We start from the raw sequence: 19,606 nt of genomic DNA, 5'->3' as shown, positions 1-19,606 counted from the left end.
TTTAGACCGATTTGTGCTGTAAAATCCGTCCGTGCTTCCTATAGCGGATCAGCCAGATGATGATCGCGATTGCAATGCCGATGAAGCTAAGTCCCATTGTAAACAGTCGAATGGCGCCAAGATCGTCCAGCAAGGTTTCCGGCAGCCACGGAAATACCCCGGCGCCGTAATCCATCGCATCGTTCCAAAGCGTCCAGGCGGCGACGATCAACACCGCCCCAGGCATATACCGGTAAAATCTCGCATAGAGTAACGCTTCGGCGGCCATCCCCAGATGAGAAATCGTCAGCATCCAATCCTGCCAAACGATGCCGTCCCCTTGATAAGCGCCCGCCCAAATCATCGCTACAGCCCATACGCCGTATTTGAACGAAGTAATGAGCGCGAACGCTTCTATACATCCGCGCAGCCATCCGGCCCGTTCGGGCGGCACCGCTATACCGGTCTGCTTATCGACATTCCACAGCAGGAACCCAATAAAACAAGTAAAGAACAGGCTGGCGGTAGGACTATCCGGCACGAAGGGCAAGTACGCGTTGCCGAAATTTTCGGATGTAAAGAGGAGCTGCTTCCAATACCATTCATACCCGTAGACCGTGCCGAGGAGATTGATCACAAACAAGCTCCAAAGCATCAGCCTACTGCCCAAGAACGGCGTTGAAACATAGTACGACAAACGCCAATTGGTCAACGATAACCCTCCCAGCTTACTAAAAAACCTGACCGCTGCAAGCGATCAGGTTTTGTTCATGGTTATTTCTTCTGTTTGGCCAACCAATCGGCCAATTTGTCCATATCGTCTGCGGAAAGGCCTTTGGCGATGTTGGCGTCGTATTGCGCCGTCATATTGCCCTGGCCATTCTTGATGATACCGATGATTTCATCTTTACTATGCTTGTCGCCGATGCCGCGAAGGGCAGGAATTCCAGCGGAAGGCATTCCTTTCAACTCGCCGCCATGGCATTGCAAGCAAGTTGACTTCTGATAAATCGCTGCTGCCGGGTCATCCGGAGCGACGATTGCCGCAGCCTGCGCAGCGGGCTTCTTCGCCCCTCCGCCGCCAGCACCGCCGGCACCCTTGGACGCATGCATCTCTTCCTCGCGCTTAATGTGCTCCGGAACGAGATTTTTCTCTTTCAGCTCATGCTGATAGTGCTGCCAGGAATAAACCGTCAAGTAGGTGCATGCAATCAAGCTTACGAACATCAACGTCGAGGCGATTGGACGTTTGTAGAAACGTCTTTCTTTACCGGTATCGAGGAATGGTGCGAGCAACAAAGCACCGAACAAGATACCCGGAACGCCGACCGTACCGAGTACGACGTAATCGCCGGACGTGTATGGATATTTCAACAATTGGTACATAAACAGGAAGTACCAGTCCGGCATCGGAATGATTTGCGTGTTGGTCGGATCCGCCGGATAACCAAGCGGCGCCGCTTCGGACATAACCAATACCAGAATGCCGAGCAAGACGACAACCCCTACCATCCACTCTTTCAACAGGAAGTTAGGAATGAACACTTCCGATTTACCGGGATAAGCGGAGAAGTCTTGCGGAATCAAGCGCGTATCTTTCGCCCGTACGCGAGAGTCTCCCACGTAAACGATTTTTTCGTCAGATTTAGGTCCGTGAGCCACGTATCGCCCCTCCTTCTATTTTTTTCATGAACCGTAAACGGTGATCGTTCCTCCCCATCTTAGAGCGGCCCGGAAATCCCTTGCTTACGGATCATCAAGAAGTGTCCGGCGAGCAGACCAAGCAGGGCAGCCGGCAGGAAGAACACGTGTAAGGCGAAGAATCTCGTCAACGTTTGAGCTCCTACGATCTCGCCGCCTTGCAAGAACGACTTGGCGTAAGGTCCAATATACGGAGCGGATTCCACAATCTTCAACGTAACGCTTGTCGCGAAATAGGCTTTGTTATCCCAAGGAAGGAGATAGCCTGTCAACCCGAGACCCAACATAACGAAGAAAATCAACATACCTACAACCCAGTTCATCTCGCGAGGAGCTTTATACGAACCAGTGAAAAAGACGCGGAGCGTATGTAAGAACATCATCACGATAACCAAGCTCGCACCCCAGTGGTGCATCCCGCGAACGATAACGCCGAACGCCACTTTATGCTGCAGATAGTCAACGCTTGCATAGGCGTTGATAATATCCGGCACGTAATACATCGTTAAGAACATACCGGACAAAATTTGTATAACTGTGATAAAGAACGTCAATCCGCCGAAACAATAAACGAAAGCAGAGAAGTGATGAGCCGGGTTAACGTGCTCAGGCACCTCGTGATCCGCTACGTCCCGCCACAGCGGCGTGATATCCAGGCGTTCATCGATCCAGTTATAGACACTTTTAAACATCTGATGTTACGCCTCCTTATTACACCCGTTTGTTCGGACCAAGCTGACCGAGGTACACAAAGCCTTGCTCCACTTTCACTTCATACTCATCCAGCGGCGCCGATGCGACAGCCAGCTGTTTGCCGTCCGGCGTGTAGTGCGCACCGTGACAAGGACAATAATATTGATCCTTGTATTCCGGATTCGCATTCCAGTTTACGGTGCAACCTAAATGTTTACAGGTCGGATTCAACGCAAAAACTTTGCCGTCCTTGCCTTTCGATATCCACGCTTCCAGCTCGGGGTCGCTTTCAAACCAACCGTCGACCTGATGCACCGCGAATTTGAAAGATTTCGGCTCGTTCGTAATCTTGGATTCTTCCACAACCTTCACCCAATCGGCTTTCTTCTTAGGTTGAAGGACCGGATCCACCGCAAACCGAACCATCGGCACCAGCATCCCGGCACCCATGAAAGCTCCTGCGCCGCCAAGGGTGTAGGAAAGAAACTGGCGTCTGGACATTTCCCGACGTTTCACCGGTTTCTCGCCATGATGCTGCGAATCGTGATTCGTGTGATCGTTCATTCTCGTTCTACCCCCTTTTGCAACATATATCAGTCGTTCGACATAACTTTACACCATATACTAGGACATAACTAATAATAGCTTACGTCACTGGGTGCGTCAAGAATGGAGACATGACTATGCGCCTTGGAAAACGAGGCGGATCAAGCAGTTTTAACATAATTGTCACAACTGCTGCCGGCCGCCTCCAGCGTGCTCTTACATAGAATTTACACCCTTGGCGCAGAACATACATCGTTTACACCGATTGCCTGTCCCGCCAAAGCTCCGTCAGCTTGTCAGCGACCGAACGCCTCGCTTCTCCGCCTAACGCCGTCAGTTCTTCCTTCGTCATGGCTATGATCAGATCCGCCACTTCCGCACCCGCCGGCAGTCCGGCTTCCGCATGCCGCGATGCGGACACAAGCACGACATATCGGAACCCCGCGTCCTTTAGCCTTGCGCAGACGTCCTCAATCAGCTTTCGTGCCGAAGCCGCCGCTTGTCCCGTACCGATATAATGCATCGCCGGATACGTCACGATCCGTCCTTTGAAAGGAATTTCGATCAGGTCCAGCACATCGCGCAAATCTTCCAGCGCCGCCGCGGCTTCCCAGGGAGATTCGGAACCGTCAAGTCCCGTAACAGGCAGCACGCACGTGTCCAGATAGGGCTGAAGCTCCGACCAGTTTCCCGATTCGATTTCACTGAATTTCATCCGTTTCACCTTCTTCCCCGTTCCTTACTTTAACACAAAAAAAAGACATATGAAGGGGTTTCATATGCCTTTCGATAAAATGTCACGAATTGCCTTCTCTAGCAAGCCTGTATGAAGAGATCATATGCCCTGGGAGCGCAGCGTGTTTAGTTCGGTCGTTAGGGCAATAAAGGATTGTTCGTCACCCGCAGCCAAGGCCTGATCGATTTCGTTGTACAGCTTCTTTTCTCGATAGTCGCGTATAGCTTCATCAAGCATCATTTCAGCAAACAAACTTAGCATCATGTCGTTTGTCACGTTCATTTTGCCCATGAGTACCTACCTCCAAACCGGGTCATAATGAAATTTCATCTTTTTCCGAAAGCGGACGGGCCGCCTGCATTCCATTCAGGCGGACAACGGATTACGCCTGCAGGTTGCGATATTCCTCGCGCTTGAGGCAGTAGCTTTCCATCGTTCGTTTCATCCTGGCCAAGTCCGGTTCTGCAAGCTCGCGGACAACTTTGGCCGGCGAACCGAGGGATAGCGTGTACGAGGGGATCGATTTGTTTTCCGTAATTAGCGACCCCGCTCCTATTAAAGCATATTCACCGATCGAGGCACCGTTAAGTACAATAGCCCCCATCCCGATTAATGTGCCTTTGCCTATCCGGCAGCCGTGGATAATGGCGCCGTGTCCGACGGACACCTCCTCCTCGACAATAAGCGGTTCATCCTTGTTCACATGGCCGATACAGCCGTCCTGAATATTGCTCCGCTTGCCGATCCGTATGGGGGCCAAATCGCCCCGGAGCACCGTGTTGTACCAGATGCTCGCCCCTTCTTCAATCACCACATCGCCGATTACCTGAACGCCTGCGGCCAAAAACACGCTCTCGTGCACTTGCGGAAAAATCCCGTTGTAACTATGCAGCATTCCAACCACTCCATTTCATATATAAATTGGAGTGATTGTAGCAAGCCGATACCCGCTTGTCAAACATCCAGCACGAGGGGGTTCTCATCCGGCACATACGTGCCTTCAATGATACGGGATCCGAGTTTGGATATTTGGATCACCGTGCCCTTATGCTCGTCTTCCCCGATCCGTAGAAGCCCGAGATGCATCATCATCTGCAAGATACGCTGTTCCAGAATAGCGTCCGCTGAATCGTAGTAAAACGGACGGATCAACGGACCCAGCGTCTCTTTCAGCGACGACAGCGTCACCCACGAGCCGCCTAGCCGGTTCAGCCACTGGACGATGGACTGCAGCTGGGGAATAGGCCCTTTATAGAGCCTTAACCAGAATCGGTACACGTGAACCGGATCTTCCTTCCGATTCTCGATTACGGCCGCTTTCCCGCGCTCGGTCAACGCCAGCACCTGATGATGCTCGGTAATGAGATCGCTGAAATAGCAGTAATCGTAAATAAACGAGAACCGGTTCGGATAATCCCGAAACATGCGTCCGTACCCGAAACGCCATGCCGTTTTGCCGACAGGCTCCTCCCGAACGGCCAAACGCTCGAGAATCTGCTGCAAATTGCGCTTGTACATAACAAGCTCCGAGGTTAACATCACCTCTTGACCTTGCAAATAATGCAGGAAATGCCAAATGTCGTCCAAAATCAGCTTCTGTTCGTCACGATAGACGGACGGCTCATCCGTCAGCAGCATCCTCTCCTCGAACCGCTTCGAGAGCGCGGTAATAAATCTTCTCTTCAAATCCGCAGGAATCTGAAACAAATAGCGGGTTTGCTGCGAGTGCCCGTTGAACAACCAGCCGCGATGCTTAAACCTTGTAATCATCTCTCGCGGATTCCAATCGGTCTCGGCCTCATCTTTAACAAATTTGCTTTGCTGCACCCTCGCGAGCAATTCTTCCAAGCTGAATGAGCCTCGTTGATCGAACAGCAGCGAGTTCAGGAACCGGATGTCCTCGATGGTCAATTCATCAACGTACCGCTCGAACACGTCGCTTCGTCCCACTCGGGATAAAATCGACTGGATCAGCTCATGTTTGGAATGGTCGTTGCATTCGCAATCATACGTGCCGGCTATGCGGCTCAGATCATGAATGTCCGCGTAACTCAACATGTCGGCTAAATTCATGCTTGAATTCCCCCTAAACCCTCCTCCTGCACCTGCTGGAGTCGTTTCAACCTTACTATCCATTATGGGAATTTGTGCCGTTTTTAAACGTAGAAAAACAAACAAAGCTTTCACCTGCTTCATAAAGAAGCTGGTGAAAGCTTGAGTAGTCGTTATTTACGCGGGTTTACGGGCTAGTTTTAAGCGATGCGAGGTGTGCCGTACAATTAAGAAGACGGAACCGCCATCCGTCGTCAATCCGTTCCATGACCGTCAACGACGTATTCATGAGATGGCTTTCGAGCGTCAGTCGCCCGATCGATTCGATCACCGGTACGATATAACCGCCATGGCTGACGATTAAGATCCGTTTCCCGCCATGATCGCGTTCCAAATCGCTCAAGAACGACTGCCACCGCATCAGTAAAAGCTCGTCGCTCTCCAATCCAAGATCAAGCTGACGCCATTGTTCGCCCCAACGCGCCAATCGCTCATCCAGCGTCGTTCCTTCGAGCTGCCCGAAAGCCCGCTCTCGCAGCCGCGCATCGACGCCCAGCACCGGAGTACCTGTCGCTTGCGCAATTCGTTCCGCCGTTTCTCTTGCTCTCATTAAATCGCTGGTTACGATGCCATCCCAGGGCTCGCCTCTCAGCCGTTCGCCCAGCAGCCCGGCTTGAACCCGTCCGACCTCCGCCAGCGGCGTGTCCATCTGCCCCTGCATCCGTCCCGCCAAGTTCCATTCCGTCGTTCCGTGACGAATAAATCCGATGGTCGTCATGAATTACACTCCTTCTTTCAGTAACGGGTCCGGGATAACCAGTTCATAATGAGCAGCGTGCACGTCAACCCGAGCAAAGACAGAAAGAGCATATAATCCTGAAACGTATGAATCGGTCCGACCTGGTACATGAACGGTTTGTTGAACCCCTTCAGGCTGGCTACCGCCGTCGGCATCGCGTGGACATTCAACGACTCCGCTTGGCTGGATGCGACTACGACCGGATCGCCGATGCGTCCGAACACGGACGACTCCGGAGCGGCTGCTGTATCGTAGTGATGCTGCTCGTTGTTCAGGGATATCCAGAACGTAAACATAAACACGGTCACGCAAACGATAATGGCTGCCGTCAAATTCCGGCGAAGCTTCGCGGAAAAGTGATACAACCGTTCATTAACCGGAGTGCGCCAGCCTTCCTCTTCGAAAATCCGGCTCATAACGGCTGACGAGACGGTGCGTTCGCTCGCTCCGGCGGATTCCTCCACCGCAACGGATCGGATCAGCATCGTGCTTTCCTTCCATATGATATACTCTTCAGAGCAGCATTCGCAGTGCCTCATATGCGCATCCGCCGCCAGCCGTTTCGGATCGTCCTCGTGCAAATCCCAATACACGCCGAACAGCTCTTGAATGTCTTCGCATTTCATCGTCGATTCATCCCCTCATACTCCTCAAAGAGCGGTTCAAGAAAGTATGGCTCCAACTGGAGCTTGACGCTAGCTCTCGCCCTAAACAACAAAGACTTGACCGAACTGACCGTCTGCCCCAAAATATTCGCGATCTCCTGATAATCGAGCTGATCGTATTCCCGCAATATAAGGGCCGATCTTTGCTTCTCAGGTAAATTGTTGATCGCATCTCGAACCATCGTTACTTTTTCGTTCCGCAGCACCGTTTGCTCGGGCAGCGCTTCAGCCGCCGTCTGGGGAACGTAGCCGCTTTGCTCGAGCGAAACCTTGATGTTTTTATGTTTACGCAGCTCGCTTAGAACCGTATTGCGTGCAATGGTATACAACCAGGTGGAGAAGGTCGCCTCGACTTCCCGAAACGAATGCAGGCTGCGATAAGCCTTGTAGAACGTTTCGTTGCAAAGATCCTCTGCCAATGACTCCATTTGCGCGCTTTTCAGCATGTGAAAGATGAATGCCAATATTTTACGTTCATAGCGGCGCATCAATTCGTTATATAGTTCGACGTTTCCGTCTTTAATTTCTCGGATCAACTGGGAATCGGTCATGCCCTCGGCGACCCTCCTTGTGATTCCCCGCCTGCTCCCTTCGTCGCCACATGTTTGTACCGTCCGGGGAGCCAAAAAGTTGCGGTGATTCTTAAAAAAAATTTAGAATTCGTACTTCTATTCCGTATTCATTCGAGATCGGCAGTTAAAAATCCTGCTTTATCGACAGAAACAAGTATTTCTCATAAAAAAAGACCGCCTGAATATCAGGCGGTTGCACACAGTGCCATTATTCGGATAGGAGTGGAGAGAAACCATACTGTACTTTTATTATATGTATCCGTTTTCATTTTGTCAACGTTTTTTTGAAAACGTTTCCTTCCCAGGTGTAACGGGTTGTTCCGGCCAGCCGGACCTTCGGGTTCCATGGCAAAAGCCAAGAAAAAAGACTACACGTGAACCGCGTAGTCTTTCTTCAACAGCTCGAGCGCCTTGTCCATATCGGCTTCCTCGCGGAAGGATAATCGCAGTACGCCCGGCACGTCTTCCCGGCTTTCAATGATTTGAATATTGCTCAGGTTTACCCGATGACTGCCGAGCTGCGTTGTGATTTGACCGATCACGCCCGGATGGTCGGGGACGTCGACATAAATCTCGTAGAAGGAATGAATAACGCCTTTACGCCGCTCCGGAAGCCCGTTACGGAATGCCCCCGCACGCTGGAACTCCCGTTCGATTCCCGGCCCGTCCTCCTGCTCGATGAGCCGTATGAACCCAGCGATCTCCTTGTTCCAATCCTTCAGCAGCTGCAGCACGACTCCTTTATTATTGAGCAAAATGTCGCGCCAAATGATCGGATCGCTCGAAGCGATCCGCGTAATGTCGCGAAATCCGCCTGCCGCCAAAATTTGGTACAGCTCGTTCGATTCGTTGTAACGCGCAATCTGATTGACCAGCGCCACCGCTATAATATGCGGCAGATGACTGATCGCGCCGACGATCTCGTCATGCAGCACCGGATCCACCTTAACCAAATGCGCGCGCGTATGCTGCAGCAGCTCGGCCAGCCGATCGTAGGCGGCTTCCGGTGTAGAAGGATCCGGCGTCAGCACGTAGAATGCGTTCTCGAACAAGCGGGAGCTCGCCGCCTCGACGCCGGACTTTTCTTTACCTGCCATCGGGTGGCCGCCGATAAAGTGGGCGCCGCTGAATTGCAGCGCGGCCGCGCATGACGCAACCGACGCTTTGGTGCTGCCGACGTCGGTGATGATGCAGCCCGGCTTCAGCGGAAGCTTCGCAAGCCGGTGCAAATATTCTTCCAGCTTGCCGACGGGGACGCACAAAAAGATGAAATCGGCGTCCAACGCCGCCTCTTCCAGCGAGGTCGTCGCATAATCGACAACCTCGCGTTTTAAATATTTCTCGATAGAGCCAGGGTTGTTGGAATGACCCACGACTTGCAGTCCGGGCTTCCCTTTGAAGGAAAGCGCCAAAGAGCCGCCGATCAAGCCTACCCCGAATATGGCGATTCTCGTCATGAAACCGCCACTTCACGGAGCGCCAGCTTAAGCGCGTCTACAAACTTGTCGTTCTGTTCTTCGCTGCCTACCGTTACCCGAATCATGGTCGGATAACCCCAGCTCGGGTCATGGCGGACAATGATACCTTGGCGCAGAAGGCTTTGGAATACGTCATTCCCCGGACGCTTGACATCAACCATAATGAAGTTGCCGTTCGCGTCGAAATACGGCAGGCCCATTTCATCGAAGGCAGCGGTCAGCTGCGCAATGCCCTTGGCGTTTGCGTCACGGCAAAATTCGATGAACGCTTTATCTTTCACCGCAGCCAGCGCCGCTTTCTGCGCGTAACTCGTCGTATTGAACGGCTCGCGCACTTGATTGACGGAACGGATGACGTCCGGGTGACCGACGCCATATCCGATCCGCAGCGAAGCCAGGCCGAATATTTTGGAGAACGTGCGCAGCACGACGATGTTTTTATACTTATTCAGCAGCGCGATGCTGTCCGGAAATTGTCCGTTTACCGTGTATTCGACGTATGCTTCATCGAGCACAACCATCACATGATCCGGAACGGCATCCAAGAACGAAACGATTTCTTGCTCGTTCAGTATCGTCCCTGTCGGATTGTTCGGATTACAAATCCAGACGATCTTCGTACGCTCGTTCACCTTCGCCAGCATCGCTCCGAGGTCGTGCTTCCCGTCCGCATCGACGGAAACCTCGATCACGGTCGCCCCCTCCACCTCGGCATTATGCTTGTACTGCGGGAATGTAGGGAAAGCGGCAATGGTCTCGTCCTGCGGCGTCAGGAACGCACGGGCGATCATCAGAATAACTTCGTCCGAGCCTGCGCCGAAAATAATTTGGTTCGGCTGCACGCCGAGCTCGGCCGCTACCGCTTGAGTCAACTCGACGGCTCCGCCGTCGGGATAAATGCTCGTTTGTTCGACGGCGGCAATAATCGCTTCCTTCGCTTTCGGCGAGCAGCCGAACGGATTTTCGTTGGACGCGAGCTTAATGACCTCGGTCAGACCGAGCTCCCGCTTCACTTCGTCAATCGGTTTGCCCGGTTGATAGACGGGAAGATGCATAATATTTTGTTTAGGCTTCACTTCGTAAGTCACCTCATCGATCATAATCCGAACTGGGACCAGTTCCCTATCAATTCTCTCATAACTGCGGCTAAATGTTAAGCATTATATAAAGGCTCACCGGCATTGCCGTTTACGAAGCAGGCCCATCGGGTTTCGTTTATTCGATCAAGGCTTTGACGAAATTGCGAATTTGCAAGAGTCCTTCCGATTTGGCGTTCGGATCGGTAAGCTGAGGCAGCGCCTCTTCGATCTGCCGGACCAACGCGCTGCCGACGACGATACCGTCGCAAACCCCTGAGAAACGCTTAAACTGCTCGTTGTTCGAAATGCCGAAGCCGATGGCGACCGGCAAATCGGTCGAAGCCTTCACCGTGCTCAGGAACTCGTCGATCCCCGTATGGAACTCCGTGCGCGTGCCCGTCACCCCAAGCGACGATACGCAGTAGACGAAGCCGCTTGCGCGGGAAACGATTCGCTGTACGCGTTCTTTGGACGTCGGGGCGACAAGCGGTATCAAGTGGATGCCATACTGCGCGGCCATCGCACGCACCTCCTCGTCCTCCTCCATCGGCAGGTCGGGGATGATCAAACCGCTGATATCGCTCTCCTGCAGCAGCGGGAATATGCGTTCGAGCCCGGTTTGCAATACCGGATTAAAATAGGTGAACAAGATGAACGGCAGCTCGCAGCCTTCGCTGCGCGCCTGTTTCGCCACCTGAATGCAGTCGAGAATGGAGATGCGGCCGCCTTGCAGCGCGCGCAGCGAGGAGCGTTGAATGACAGGTCCGTCCGCTAGCGGATCGGAATACGGAACGCCCAGCTCCACCATGGCCGCTCCCGCTTCCTCCAATGTTTTGACGATATCGACGGACGTCCGCAAATCCGGATCGCCGACCGAGATGAACGGAATAAACCCGGACTGCTTCTTCTCACGCAATTCGGCAAACTTCTGGTCAATGCGATTCATGCGCGTTCCCTCCCAAATAGGACATGATCGCCTCAACGTCCTTGTCACCGCGTCCGGACAAGCTTACGACAATGATCTGATCTTTGCCGAGCTGCGGTGCGCGTTTGATCGTCTCGGCAATGGCGTGCGCGCTCTCAAGCGCCGGGATGATGCCTTCCGTACGGCTGAGCAGCTGCAAGGCGTCCAGCGCTTCCTGATCGGAAATCGGTACGTACTCGGCGCGCCCGGTATCCTTCAAGTGCGAATGCTCCGGACCGATGCCCGGATAATCGAGACCCGCGGAGATCGAATGCGCTTCCTGCACCTGACCATACTCGTCCTGCAGCAAATAACTGTACGAGCCTTGGAAGACCCCCTTCGTCCCGCGCGTCATCGTTGCGGCATGCTTCTCCGTCTCCACCCCGTGCCCGGCGGCTTCCACGCCGACCAAACACACGTTCTCATCTCCGATGAACGGATAGAACATACCGATTGCGTTGCTGCCTCCGCCTACCGCGGCAATGACCATATCCGGCAGACGTCCTTCCAGCTCAAGAATTTGTTTGCGCGATTCGTCTCCGATGATCCGTTGGAAATCGCGCACCATAAGCGGATAAGGATGAGGTCCAGTGGCCGAGCCCAATATGTAGTACGTATCGTCAACGTGGCTTACCCAGTAACGCAGTGTTTCGTTGCAAGCGTCCTTCAGGGTGCGCGTCCCCGAAGTGACGGGCACGACTTCAGTGCCCAGCAGGTTCATCCGGAACACGTTGAGCTGCTGACGCTTAATGTCCTCTTCGCCCATAAACACCTTGCATTCGAAGCCGAATAAGGCGGCAACCGTTGCCGTCGCGACGCCGTGCTGGCCTGCGCCCGTCTCGGCGATAATTTTCGTTTTGCCCATCCATTTGGCGAGCAGCCCTTGTCCTAGGGCGTTGTTGATTTTGTGCGCGCCCGTATGGTTCAAATCTTCGCGCTTCAAATAAATTTTGGCGCCGCCAAGCTGCTCGGACAAGCGTCCGGCATAATAAAGCGACGTCGGACGGCCGGAATAACGATGCAGCCAGTAGTGAAGCTCTTCTTTGAACTTGTCTTCCTTCGTATACGTTTTGAAGGCTTGCTCCAGCTCGATCAACGCATTCATCAGCGTTTCCGGGACGTAGCGTCCCCCGAATTTACCGAAGCGGCCATGCTCATCAGGACCGTTAAACAATCGATTTCACCCTTTCGACGAACGTCTTTATTTTCATCAGATCTTTGGCCCCGTCGGTTTCCACCCCGCTGGAAACGTCAACCCCGTCGGGATGGTAAGCGTCCAGCAGGCTGCCCACGTTATCCGGCCGCAAGCCTCCGGCCACGAGCAGCGGAATTCCTGCTTCGCGGCTCCACGCCAGATAGGACGGAATGACATGCCAGGCGAACGTCTTGCCCGAACCGCCGCCGTATAAGGGATCGAGCGTATCGAGCAAAATCCCGTCTATCGTCCCGAGATAAGGGTTAAAGCGATCGGCTATCGCCGAAACATCCGGCCCTGCCCCGGACGGTCCGTCCCCCGCTGCCGCGGCTTCATGCGGCAAAGAGAAGGCCTTTATCACTTCCACGCCGGGGTAGCGCTCCTTCACCGTGCGGCAGTAGTCGGGCGTTTCTTGCCCGTGCAGCTGCAGCACGTCAAGCGGCGCCTCCCGGAGTACGGCATCCAATTCCTCCAGCGCCGGATTGACGAACACGCCGGCCGCTTTCACGCGCCTCTCCGGGCTGGCTTCCCGCATCGCGGCGATCATCGCGCCCGCCTGCGCCGCGCTCACCTGCCGTTTGCTTCGGGCAAACACGAAGCCGACGTAGTCGACGGGGAGCCTGGCCACCTCGGCAGCCAAATCCGGCGTTTGCAGCCCGCATATTTTCACCAAGGCCATCTTCCGCTCACTCCTTGGACAACGCAGCGCCGCTCAGCGGGCCCATCAAGCCGTGCACCGCTTCCGTTACGTCGGGCTGACGCATGAAATATTCACCGACCAGCACCGCATGGGCGCCTGCCGATTGCAGCCGGCCGATTTCGGCCGCCTGCATAATGCCGCTTTCGCTGACGACCGTCACACCGCTCGGAATATAGCGAACGAGCTCTTCCGTCGTCCCAAGGTCGGTGACGAACGTTTGCAAGTTCCGGTTGTTGATGCCGACCATCGATGGCCCAAGCGTCAGCACGCGATCCAGCTCCTCGCGGTCGTGCACCTCAATCAAGACATCCAGTCCGATCGAACGGGCAATCGCCTGGAAGTCGCGCAATTGCTCCGTCGTCAGAATGGCCGCAATCAATAAGATCGCGTCCGCTCCGATGCAGCGGGCTTCGTAAATTTGCAGCGGATCGATCGTAAAATCCTTGCGCAGCAGCGGTACGTTCACCGCCTGCCGAACGCGGCTCAAATAATCGTTTGCGCCTTGAAAGTACGGCGCGTCGGTCAATACGGAGATGCAATCCGCTCCCGCCGCTTCATAGGCTTGCGCCAAACCGACAGGATCGAAGTCCTCGCGGATCAACCCCTTGGAAGGCGAGGCCTTCTTCACTTCCGCGATAAGCCCCATCGGGCGTCTCCGGCCCGTACTTAACGCGCGCTCGAACCCGGCGCACGGCGCCAGACCGGCGATCTGCTTCTCCATTTCGGCGATCGTTACCGATTCCTTTAATAAAGCGACCTCTTCGCGTTTCGTCGCAACGATTCGATCAAGAAACATGGCTCACGTCTCCCGTAAATTGAACTAGTTGGTCCAGCTTCAGCTTGGCCGCGCCGCTGTCTATCGCCGCTGCAGCCAGCTCTACCCCATGGCGGAGCGAGTCGGCTTTGCCGGTTACATAGAAGCAAGCTCCGGCGTTAGCCAGCACGATATCCCGGCATGCGCCCCGGCTGCCGGATACGATATCGCGGATAATGCCCGCATTCGTCTTCGCGTCTCCGCCGACAACATCTTTCATCTTATAACGAGACAGCCCCAGCTCTTCAGGCGTCACTTCAAACGTGCGAATGTCGCCGTCTTTCAACTCGGTCACCTGTGTCGCGTCGGAGACGCTGATTTCATCGAGACCGTCCAGGCTGGCGACGACCAAAGCGCGCTTCACGCCAAGCGCCTGCATGACGTGGGCAATCGTTTCCGTCTTGCCGCGGTCGAATATCCCAAGCACCTGCCGGTCCGCCCCGGCCGGGTTCGTCAGGGGCCCGAGCAGATTGAAGACGGTACGGAAGCCCAGCTCCCGGCGCGGTCCGGCAACATGCTTCATCGATTGGTGATAAAGCTGTGCGAACATAAAGCAAATACCGACGCGCTCCAGGCACAAAGCCGCCTGCTCCTGATTCAATTGAATGTTGACGCCGAGCGCCTCCAGCACGTCCGCGCTGCCGCTCTTGCTGGACATCGCACGATTGCCGTGTTTCGCTACGCGGATGCCGCCGGCCGCCGCTACGATCGCCGCTGTCGTCGAGATGTTGAACGTATCGGCACCATCCCCGCCTGTCCCGCACGTATCGAGCAGATTCGTCTGCCCGGTTTGCACGCGGTTCGATTTGGCGCGCATCGTCTCGGCAAAGCCGGCAATTTCCTCGATCGTTTCGCCTTTTATCCGCAGTGCGGTCAGCAGCGCCCCGATCTGTGTCGCCGTGGCTTCGCCTTCCATGATGACGTCCATCACATCGCGCGCTTCCGCTCTCGTCAAATGCTGCAAGCCGATCATCTTTTGGATCGCTTGCTGCACCGTCAATGTCGCCGTTTCCATCCTCGTATCCGCTCCTCTCAGCTTCGCTCGCCTTACTCGTAATAATCGTGATTGATCAATGCAAACTCGCGCGCTTCCGGCGCAAATACCGCTTCCGCCACACGAATCGATTTCAGCATACCCATCGCTTTATTGACCGTCTCCTGGTATTCGCTCTCCGGTACGGAATCCCACACGATTCCCGCACCCGTCTGTACGTAAGCTTTGCCGTTCTTGAAAATAATCGTGCGAATCGTAATGCACGTATCCAAATTGCCGGAAAAGCCAAGATACCCGATCGCTCCGGCGTAAGCTCCGCGGGCTTCATTCTCCAGCTCGGCGATGATTTCCATCGCGCGCAGCTTCGGCGCGCCGGAGACGGTACCGGCCGGCAGGCAGGAGATGAACGCGTCGTAGAAATCTTTATCCTTGGCCATTTTCCCGGTAACGTTCGAAACGATATGCATAACGTGCGAGTAACGCTCAATTTGCATGAAGGTATCGCATGTGACCGAACCGAACTCGGACACGCGTCCGATGTCGTTCCGACCGAGATCGACCAGCATCAAGTGCTCCGCGCGTTCCTTCTCGTCGGCAAGCAGCTCTTGTTCGAGCGCCAGGTCCTGCTCCGGCGTCTTGCCGCGCGGCCGCGTGCCGGCAATCGGCCGCGTCTCCACCTTATCATCTTCGACGCGGACGAGAAGCTCGGGGGAGGTGCCGACGATCACCTCGTCGTCCATTTTCAACACGTACATGTAGGGCGACGGATTCATCGTCCGCAGAATGCGATACACTTGAAGAGGCGATACTTTCGTTTCGATTTCGAACCGCTGGGACAGCACCACCTGGAAAATGTCGCCGGCGCGAATGTATTCTTTCGCCTGGTTCACGTTCGAGATGAACTGTTCCTTCGTCAAGTTCGACTTGATTTCGCCAAGCTCGACTTCGTCGGGAATCGCCCGGTGCGACATCGAGAGCGCCGGCAGCGGCCGGCGAAGCCGCTCGATCGTTGCCTCGATTTTCGCGCAGGTCGCTTCATACGCGGCCATAATATCGGCATCGGTGCCATGCTGCGGCACGTGAACGTTGGCGATAACCTTCAGCTGTTGTTTGAAGTGATCGAATACGATAACCTGATCGCAGAACATGAATTCGATGTCGTTCATCTGCATATCGTCGTGACGATGCTTCGGCAGCTTCTCATAATACTGCAGCAGATCGTAACCGAAGAAGCCGACCGCACCGCCGGTGAAGCGCGGCAAATCCGGCAGCGAAGGGCTGCGGAAGCCGCGAAGATAGCCTTTCAGCACTTCGAGCGGCTTCTCCTGCACGGTTTTCGTCCCTTCCGGCCCTTCGATCACCGTTTCGCCGTGCTTCGCACGAATCATCATGAACGGATCCGTTCCGATGAACGAATAACGCGCCCACTTCACACCGCCCTCCACGCTTTCCAGAAGGAACGAACGCCGTTCTTCGTAAAAGTGCTGGAACACGCGGATCGGCGTCTCCGTGTCGGCCATTAACGTGCGGGCCACAGGGATCAAGTTATACTCTTTCGCGAGACGGATGACCTCTTTGGCTTCCGGTGTGTACATCGCTTCATCTCTCCTCTACTCGTCTTCCACTCATCTTGGACAAAACTTGTGCCGTTAGATGCAAAATAAAAAGCCTCTACGCGAACGTAGAGGCGGTATTCAGCAGGTTTCGATGCATAAAAAGCGAACCACGGTACGCGAACGAAAACAAGCAAGGAAAGAGCCTAATGAAAACTCATCAGGTCTGTCTGCAACTGGGCGCTCCGCTTCGGTCGCATGATTCATTACGCTAGGACTCGACTCATCTCTGCTAAACTCGGCTATACTCTACTCGGCTCGTCTGCACCCGGCGACTCTCGCCGGCTGATTACTTTCAACTATACTACCTCAATTATGATTTTGTCAATTTGGATAAGTCCGGACGCAAACGCATCGCATTTTTCAAATAAACGTGTTTCACTTCATCCTGTTTCTTGTCCGTGTTGATCATCACCATCAAGCGGATACATTTGGGCAGGGCGCCCTCCACCGGAATTTCCACCGAGCACATCAACGGAACAAGCTCCCAGCCTTCCATTTGACGTATCGTGCGCGCCGGGAACGTAGCTGTCAAGTCTTGCGTAACGGTGACGAACACGCTGGCAATCTCATCCGGAACGATGCCGTTCTCGAGGATGATTTGATTCAGCAACTCGTTCGTTGCCGACAAAATTTCTTTCTCATCGTTATGCTCCACCGTAATCGCACCGCGAACTCCCCGTACAAACATGCCGTCAAGCCTCCTGTTTTAGGCGATCCACGATGTCTCGAACGAGATCCGCAGATACGTTTTTGTTAATTTCCACTTTGCCGATTTCGGTTGGGACAATATAGACCATCTTGCCTTCGTTAAACTTTTTATCGTGCATCATTGCGCGCATAATGGCATCCGTATCGAAATGCGCCGGAATCCGCGTCGGCAAGCCGAATTTGCGGAAAATGCGCTCGGTCGTCGTATACACGGACTCGGGGTTGCCGAGCCGCACGGATAACATGGCCGCGCCGACCATCCCGATCGAGATCGCCTCCCCGTGTAGCAGCTCATTGTATCCGGCTACCGCTTCCAGCGCATGTCCGATCGTATGGCCAAGGTTCAAAATCGCCCGCAGGTCGTTCTCCCGCTCGTCCTGGGACACGACCGCGGCTTTGACGCTGCATCCCTTGTACAAGCCGTATTGCAGCGCTTCCGGGTCTAAGCCGACGAGACGATCGGCATTGTCCTCGCACCATGCGGTAAACTCGGCATCCCAGATCAAGCCGTGCTTGATCATCTCGGACAAACCCGAACGAACGTCGCGATCCGGAAGCGTTCCCAACGTTGTCGTATCGTATAATACGAGCTCCGGCTGGTGGAACGCACCGATAATATTTTTGGCGAGCGGATGGTTGACCGCCACTTTACCGCCGACGCTGCTGTCATGGGCCAGAATAGTCGTCGGGATTTGCACGAAGCGAATGCCGCGCATATAACTGGCCGCCACAAATCCGGCCAAATCGCCGACGACGCCTCCGCCCAGCGCGATGATCGTCGACTTGCGGTCCAAACCCGCCTGCAGACAAGTCGTCACAACGTCTTCGAGCACTCGCAGCGACTTCGACTTCTCGCCGGAAGCGACGGTATGAACAGCCGTTCGAAAGCCGTCCTGCTCCAGACGTTGTTGAACCGCAGCCAAATGATGCTTGGCTACATGAGAGTCCGTAACGACTAACAGCGGAGACGCTTTGGAAATCCCGTGTTTCGTTAAATAAACGGCAATATCTTGGAGCAGCCCTTGCCCGATATAGATCGGATACGATCTGTCTCCGAGGTCCACTGTAAGCTCTCTGATCATTCTCCGACTCACCTGCTTAGTAGCTCTTGATCTGCGCCAAGTAGCTGTTATAGTTGTTGCGGATTTCCTCCAGCGAATCACCGCCGAATTTCTCCATGAACGCGCTCGCCACTTCCCAGGCGACGACGTTCTCCAGAATCACGCCGGCCGCCGGCACCGCGCACGTATCCGAGCGCTCGACCTGCGCCGTGAACGCTTCTTTCGAATCGATGTCGACACTCTGCAGCGCCTTGTACAACGTGGAGATCGGCTTCATCACGGCGCGTACGACGATCGGTTCGCCGGTTGTCATCCCGCCTTCGAAACCTCCGGCGCGGTTGGTTGCGCGGTAAAAGCCGCGGCCTTCCTCGAACATGATTTCGTCATGCACCGTGGAACCCCGACGTTCGGCCGCTTTAAAGCCGATGCCGAATTCGACGCCTTTGAACGCTTGTATCGATAGCACAGCCTGCGCAATCCGGCCGTCCAGCTTGCGGTCCCATTGCACGTGGCTACCGAGACCGGCAGGTACTCCCTCGATGATGCACTCGATCACACCGCCGAGCGTGTCCCCATCATTCTTGGCCGCATCGATCGCGGCGATCATCCGCGCTTCCGCTTCCTTGTCGGTGACGCGAACCGGCGACTCCTCGGTGATGCGGATCAGCTCGTCAATCGGCAGTTCCTGGCGTTTCACTTCGACTTCGCCGATGCGGATCACTTGTCCGGCTACCTTAATGCCGAACTCCTTCAGCAGCTCGCGGGCCATCCCGCCTACCGCCACGCGCATCGTCGTTTCGCGCGCGCTGGAGCGCTCCAGGATGTTGCGCAAATCGCGCTGGTTGTATTTCAGGCCGCCGTTCAAATCGGCGTGACCCGGGCGCGGGCGGTTCACGCGGCGTTTCGTTTCATCGTTGCCTTCGATCGGCTCTATGTTCATCACGGACGTCCAATGCTTCCAATCGTTGTTCTCGACGACAAGGGCAATCGGCGCTCCGGTCGTTTTGCCGTGGCGTACGCCGCCGACGATGTTCGCCGTATCCTTCTCGATTTGCATTCGGCGACCGCGGCCGTACCCCTTCTGCCTGCGGGCCAATTGGAAGTTGACCGCTTCAAAATCGATATTGATGTTGCTCGGAAATCCTTCAATGATAGCCGTCAGCTGCGGCCCATGCGTTTCTCCTGCTGTTAAATATCTCACGTGCTTTTCCCCTTTCGTTCCACGAAAAAGCGCTAAAGTGCGCATATCGGACG

At 54.7% G+C, this 19,606-nt stretch carries 22 protein-coding genes; all 22 read right to left on the bottom strand.

The genetic code is table 11. From position 1 onward, the window contains the following. Position 1 precedes the first annotated feature (1 nt). Positions 2 to 691 (bottom strand): DUF1405 domain-containing protein, encoded by a 690-nt coding sequence (locus FKP33_RS13860; protein WP_141335490.1) that lies wholly within the window; start codon positions 689 to 691, stop codon positions 2 to 4. Between the two features lie 62 nt (positions 692 to 753). Further along, positions 754 to 1,641 (bottom strand): c-type cytochrome, encoded by an 888-nt coding sequence (locus FKP33_RS13855; RefSeq protein WP_127607973.1) that lies wholly within the window; start codon positions 1,639 to 1,641, stop codon positions 754 to 756. A 59-nt stretch (positions 1,642 to 1,700) separates the two neighbouring features. Beyond that, a complete protein-coding gene (qcrB, locus tag FKP33_RS13850) occupies positions 1,701 to 2,372 on the bottom strand; it encodes a menaquinol-cytochrome c reductase cytochrome b subunit (RefSeq protein WP_127607972.1) in 672 nt (223 codons plus the stop codon). 19 nt (positions 2,373 to 2,391) lie between these two features. Then, complete coding sequence (locus tag FKP33_RS13845; protein WP_054797750.1) at positions 2,392 to 2,937, bottom strand: QcrA and Rieske domain-containing protein; 546 nt, start codon at positions 2,935 to 2,937, stop codon at positions 2,392 to 2,394. 238 nt (positions 2,938 to 3,175) lie between these two features. Further along, positions 3,176 to 3,634: a DUF2487 family protein gene (locus FKP33_RS13840; RefSeq protein ID WP_141335488.1), complete on the bottom strand. Its 459-nt coding sequence runs from the start codon at positions 3,632 to 3,634 to the stop codon at positions 3,176 to 3,178. A gap of 120 nt (positions 3,635 to 3,754) precedes the next feature. Continuing rightward, positions 3,755 to 3,946, bottom strand: a complete 192-nt coding sequence (locus FKP33_RS13835; protein ID WP_054797751.1) for an IDEAL domain-containing protein — start codon at positions 3,944 to 3,946, stop codon at positions 3,755 to 3,757. Positions 3,947 to 4,037: 91 nt separating this feature from the next. Further along, the gene (locus FKP33_RS13830; RefSeq protein WP_127607971.1) at positions 4,038 to 4,550 is read right to left on the bottom strand and encodes a gamma carbonic anhydrase family protein; all 513 of its coding nucleotides are present in this window, start codon (positions 4,548 to 4,550) and stop codon (positions 4,038 to 4,040) included. A 59-nt stretch (positions 4,551 to 4,609) separates the two neighbouring features. Beyond that, positions 4,610 to 5,728 (bottom strand): hypothetical protein, encoded by a 1,119-nt coding sequence (locus FKP33_RS13825; protein WP_141335486.1) that lies wholly within the window; start codon positions 5,726 to 5,728, stop codon positions 4,610 to 4,612. 166 nt (positions 5,729 to 5,894) lie between these two features. Continuing rightward, entirely contained in the window at positions 5,895 to 6,485 is a 591-nt protein-coding gene (locus FKP33_RS13820) for a histidine phosphatase family protein (protein WP_141335484.1), read from the bottom strand. A gap of 17 nt (positions 6,486 to 6,502) precedes the next feature. Next, on the bottom strand, positions 6,503 to 7,132 hold the full coding sequence (locus FKP33_RS13815; RefSeq protein WP_054797754.1) for an anti-sigma factor: 630 nt from the start codon (positions 7,130 to 7,132) through the stop codon (positions 6,503 to 6,505). Beyond that, positions 7,129 to 7,722: an RNA polymerase sigma factor gene (locus FKP33_RS13810; RefSeq protein WP_141335482.1), complete on the bottom strand. Its 594-nt coding sequence runs from the start codon at positions 7,720 to 7,722 to the stop codon at positions 7,129 to 7,131. Before FKP33_RS13810 ends, FKP33_RS13815 begins: the two co-directional genes overlap by 4 nt. A gap of 389 nt (positions 7,723 to 8,111) precedes the next feature. Further along, complete coding sequence (locus tag FKP33_RS13805) at positions 8,112 to 9,200, bottom strand: prephenate dehydrogenase (RefSeq protein ID WP_054799571.1); 1,089 nt, start codon at positions 9,198 to 9,200, stop codon at positions 8,112 to 8,114. Further along, positions 9,197 to 10,297, bottom strand: a complete 1,101-nt coding sequence (hisC, locus tag FKP33_RS13800) for a histidinol-phosphate transaminase (RefSeq protein WP_054797288.1) — start codon at positions 10,295 to 10,297, stop codon at positions 9,197 to 9,199. Before hisC ends, FKP33_RS13805 begins: the two co-directional genes overlap by 4 nt. Before the next feature lie 139 nt (positions 10,298 to 10,436). After that, positions 10,437 to 11,246 carry a tryptophan synthase subunit alpha gene (gene trpA, locus FKP33_RS13795; protein WP_127607968.1) on the bottom strand — a complete coding sequence of 270 codons (810 nt, stop codon included), beginning with the start codon at positions 11,244 to 11,246 and terminating at the stop codon, positions 10,437 to 10,439. Next, the gene (gene trpB, locus FKP33_RS13790) at positions 11,233 to 12,438 is read right to left on the bottom strand and encodes a tryptophan synthase subunit beta (RefSeq protein ID WP_141335481.1); all 1,206 of its coding nucleotides are present in this window, start codon (positions 12,436 to 12,438) and stop codon (positions 11,233 to 11,235) included. Before trpB ends, trpA begins: the two co-directional genes overlap by 14 nt. Next, positions 12,431 to 13,138, bottom strand: a complete 708-nt coding sequence (locus tag FKP33_RS13785) for a phosphoribosylanthranilate isomerase (protein WP_141335479.1) — start codon at positions 13,136 to 13,138, stop codon at positions 12,431 to 12,433. The genes trpB and FKP33_RS13785 overlap by 8 nt, the downstream gene beginning before the upstream one ends. 7 nt (positions 13,139 to 13,145) lie before the next feature. After that, the gene (gene trpC / locus FKP33_RS13780) at positions 13,146 to 13,955 is read right to left on the bottom strand and encodes an indole-3-glycerol phosphate synthase TrpC (protein ID WP_141335477.1); all 810 of its coding nucleotides are present in this window, start codon (positions 13,953 to 13,955) and stop codon (positions 13,146 to 13,148) included. Continuing rightward, entirely contained in the window at positions 13,945 to 14,988 is a 1,044-nt protein-coding gene (trpD, locus tag FKP33_RS13775) for an anthranilate phosphoribosyltransferase (RefSeq protein WP_054797267.1), read from the bottom strand. The genes trpC and trpD overlap by 11 nt, the downstream gene beginning before the upstream one ends. Positions 14,989 to 15,020: 32 nt before the next feature. Then, on the bottom strand, positions 15,021 to 16,562 hold the full coding sequence (gene trpE, locus FKP33_RS13770) for an anthranilate synthase component I (RefSeq protein WP_054797268.1): 1,542 nt from the start codon (positions 16,560 to 16,562) through the stop codon (positions 15,021 to 15,023). Between the two features lie 331 nt (positions 16,563 to 16,893). Further along, positions 16,894 to 17,271 carry a chorismate mutase gene (aroH, locus tag FKP33_RS13765; RefSeq protein ID WP_127607964.1) on the bottom strand — a complete coding sequence of 126 codons (378 nt, stop codon included), beginning with the start codon at positions 17,269 to 17,271 and terminating at the stop codon, positions 16,894 to 16,896. 4 nt (positions 17,272 to 17,275) lie between these two features. After that, entirely contained in the window at positions 17,276 to 18,373 is a 1,098-nt protein-coding gene (aroB, locus tag FKP33_RS13760) for a 3-dehydroquinate synthase (protein WP_054797270.1), read from the bottom strand. 16 nt (positions 18,374 to 18,389) lie between these two features. Further along, complete coding sequence (gene aroC, locus FKP33_RS13755) at positions 18,390 to 19,553, bottom strand: chorismate synthase (protein ID WP_054797289.1); 1,164 nt, start codon at positions 19,551 to 19,553, stop codon at positions 18,390 to 18,392. Between the last annotated feature and the right edge of the window lie 53 nt (positions 19,554 to 19,606).

Source organism: Paenibacillus sp. tmac-D7 (assembly GCF_006519665.1).
Lineage (GTDB): Bacteria > Bacillota > Bacilli > Paenibacillales > NBRC-103111 > Paenibacillus_G > Paenibacillus_G validus.
Note: the sequence above shows the minus strand (reverse complement) of the source record. Positions and strands in the feature narration are given on the sequence as shown.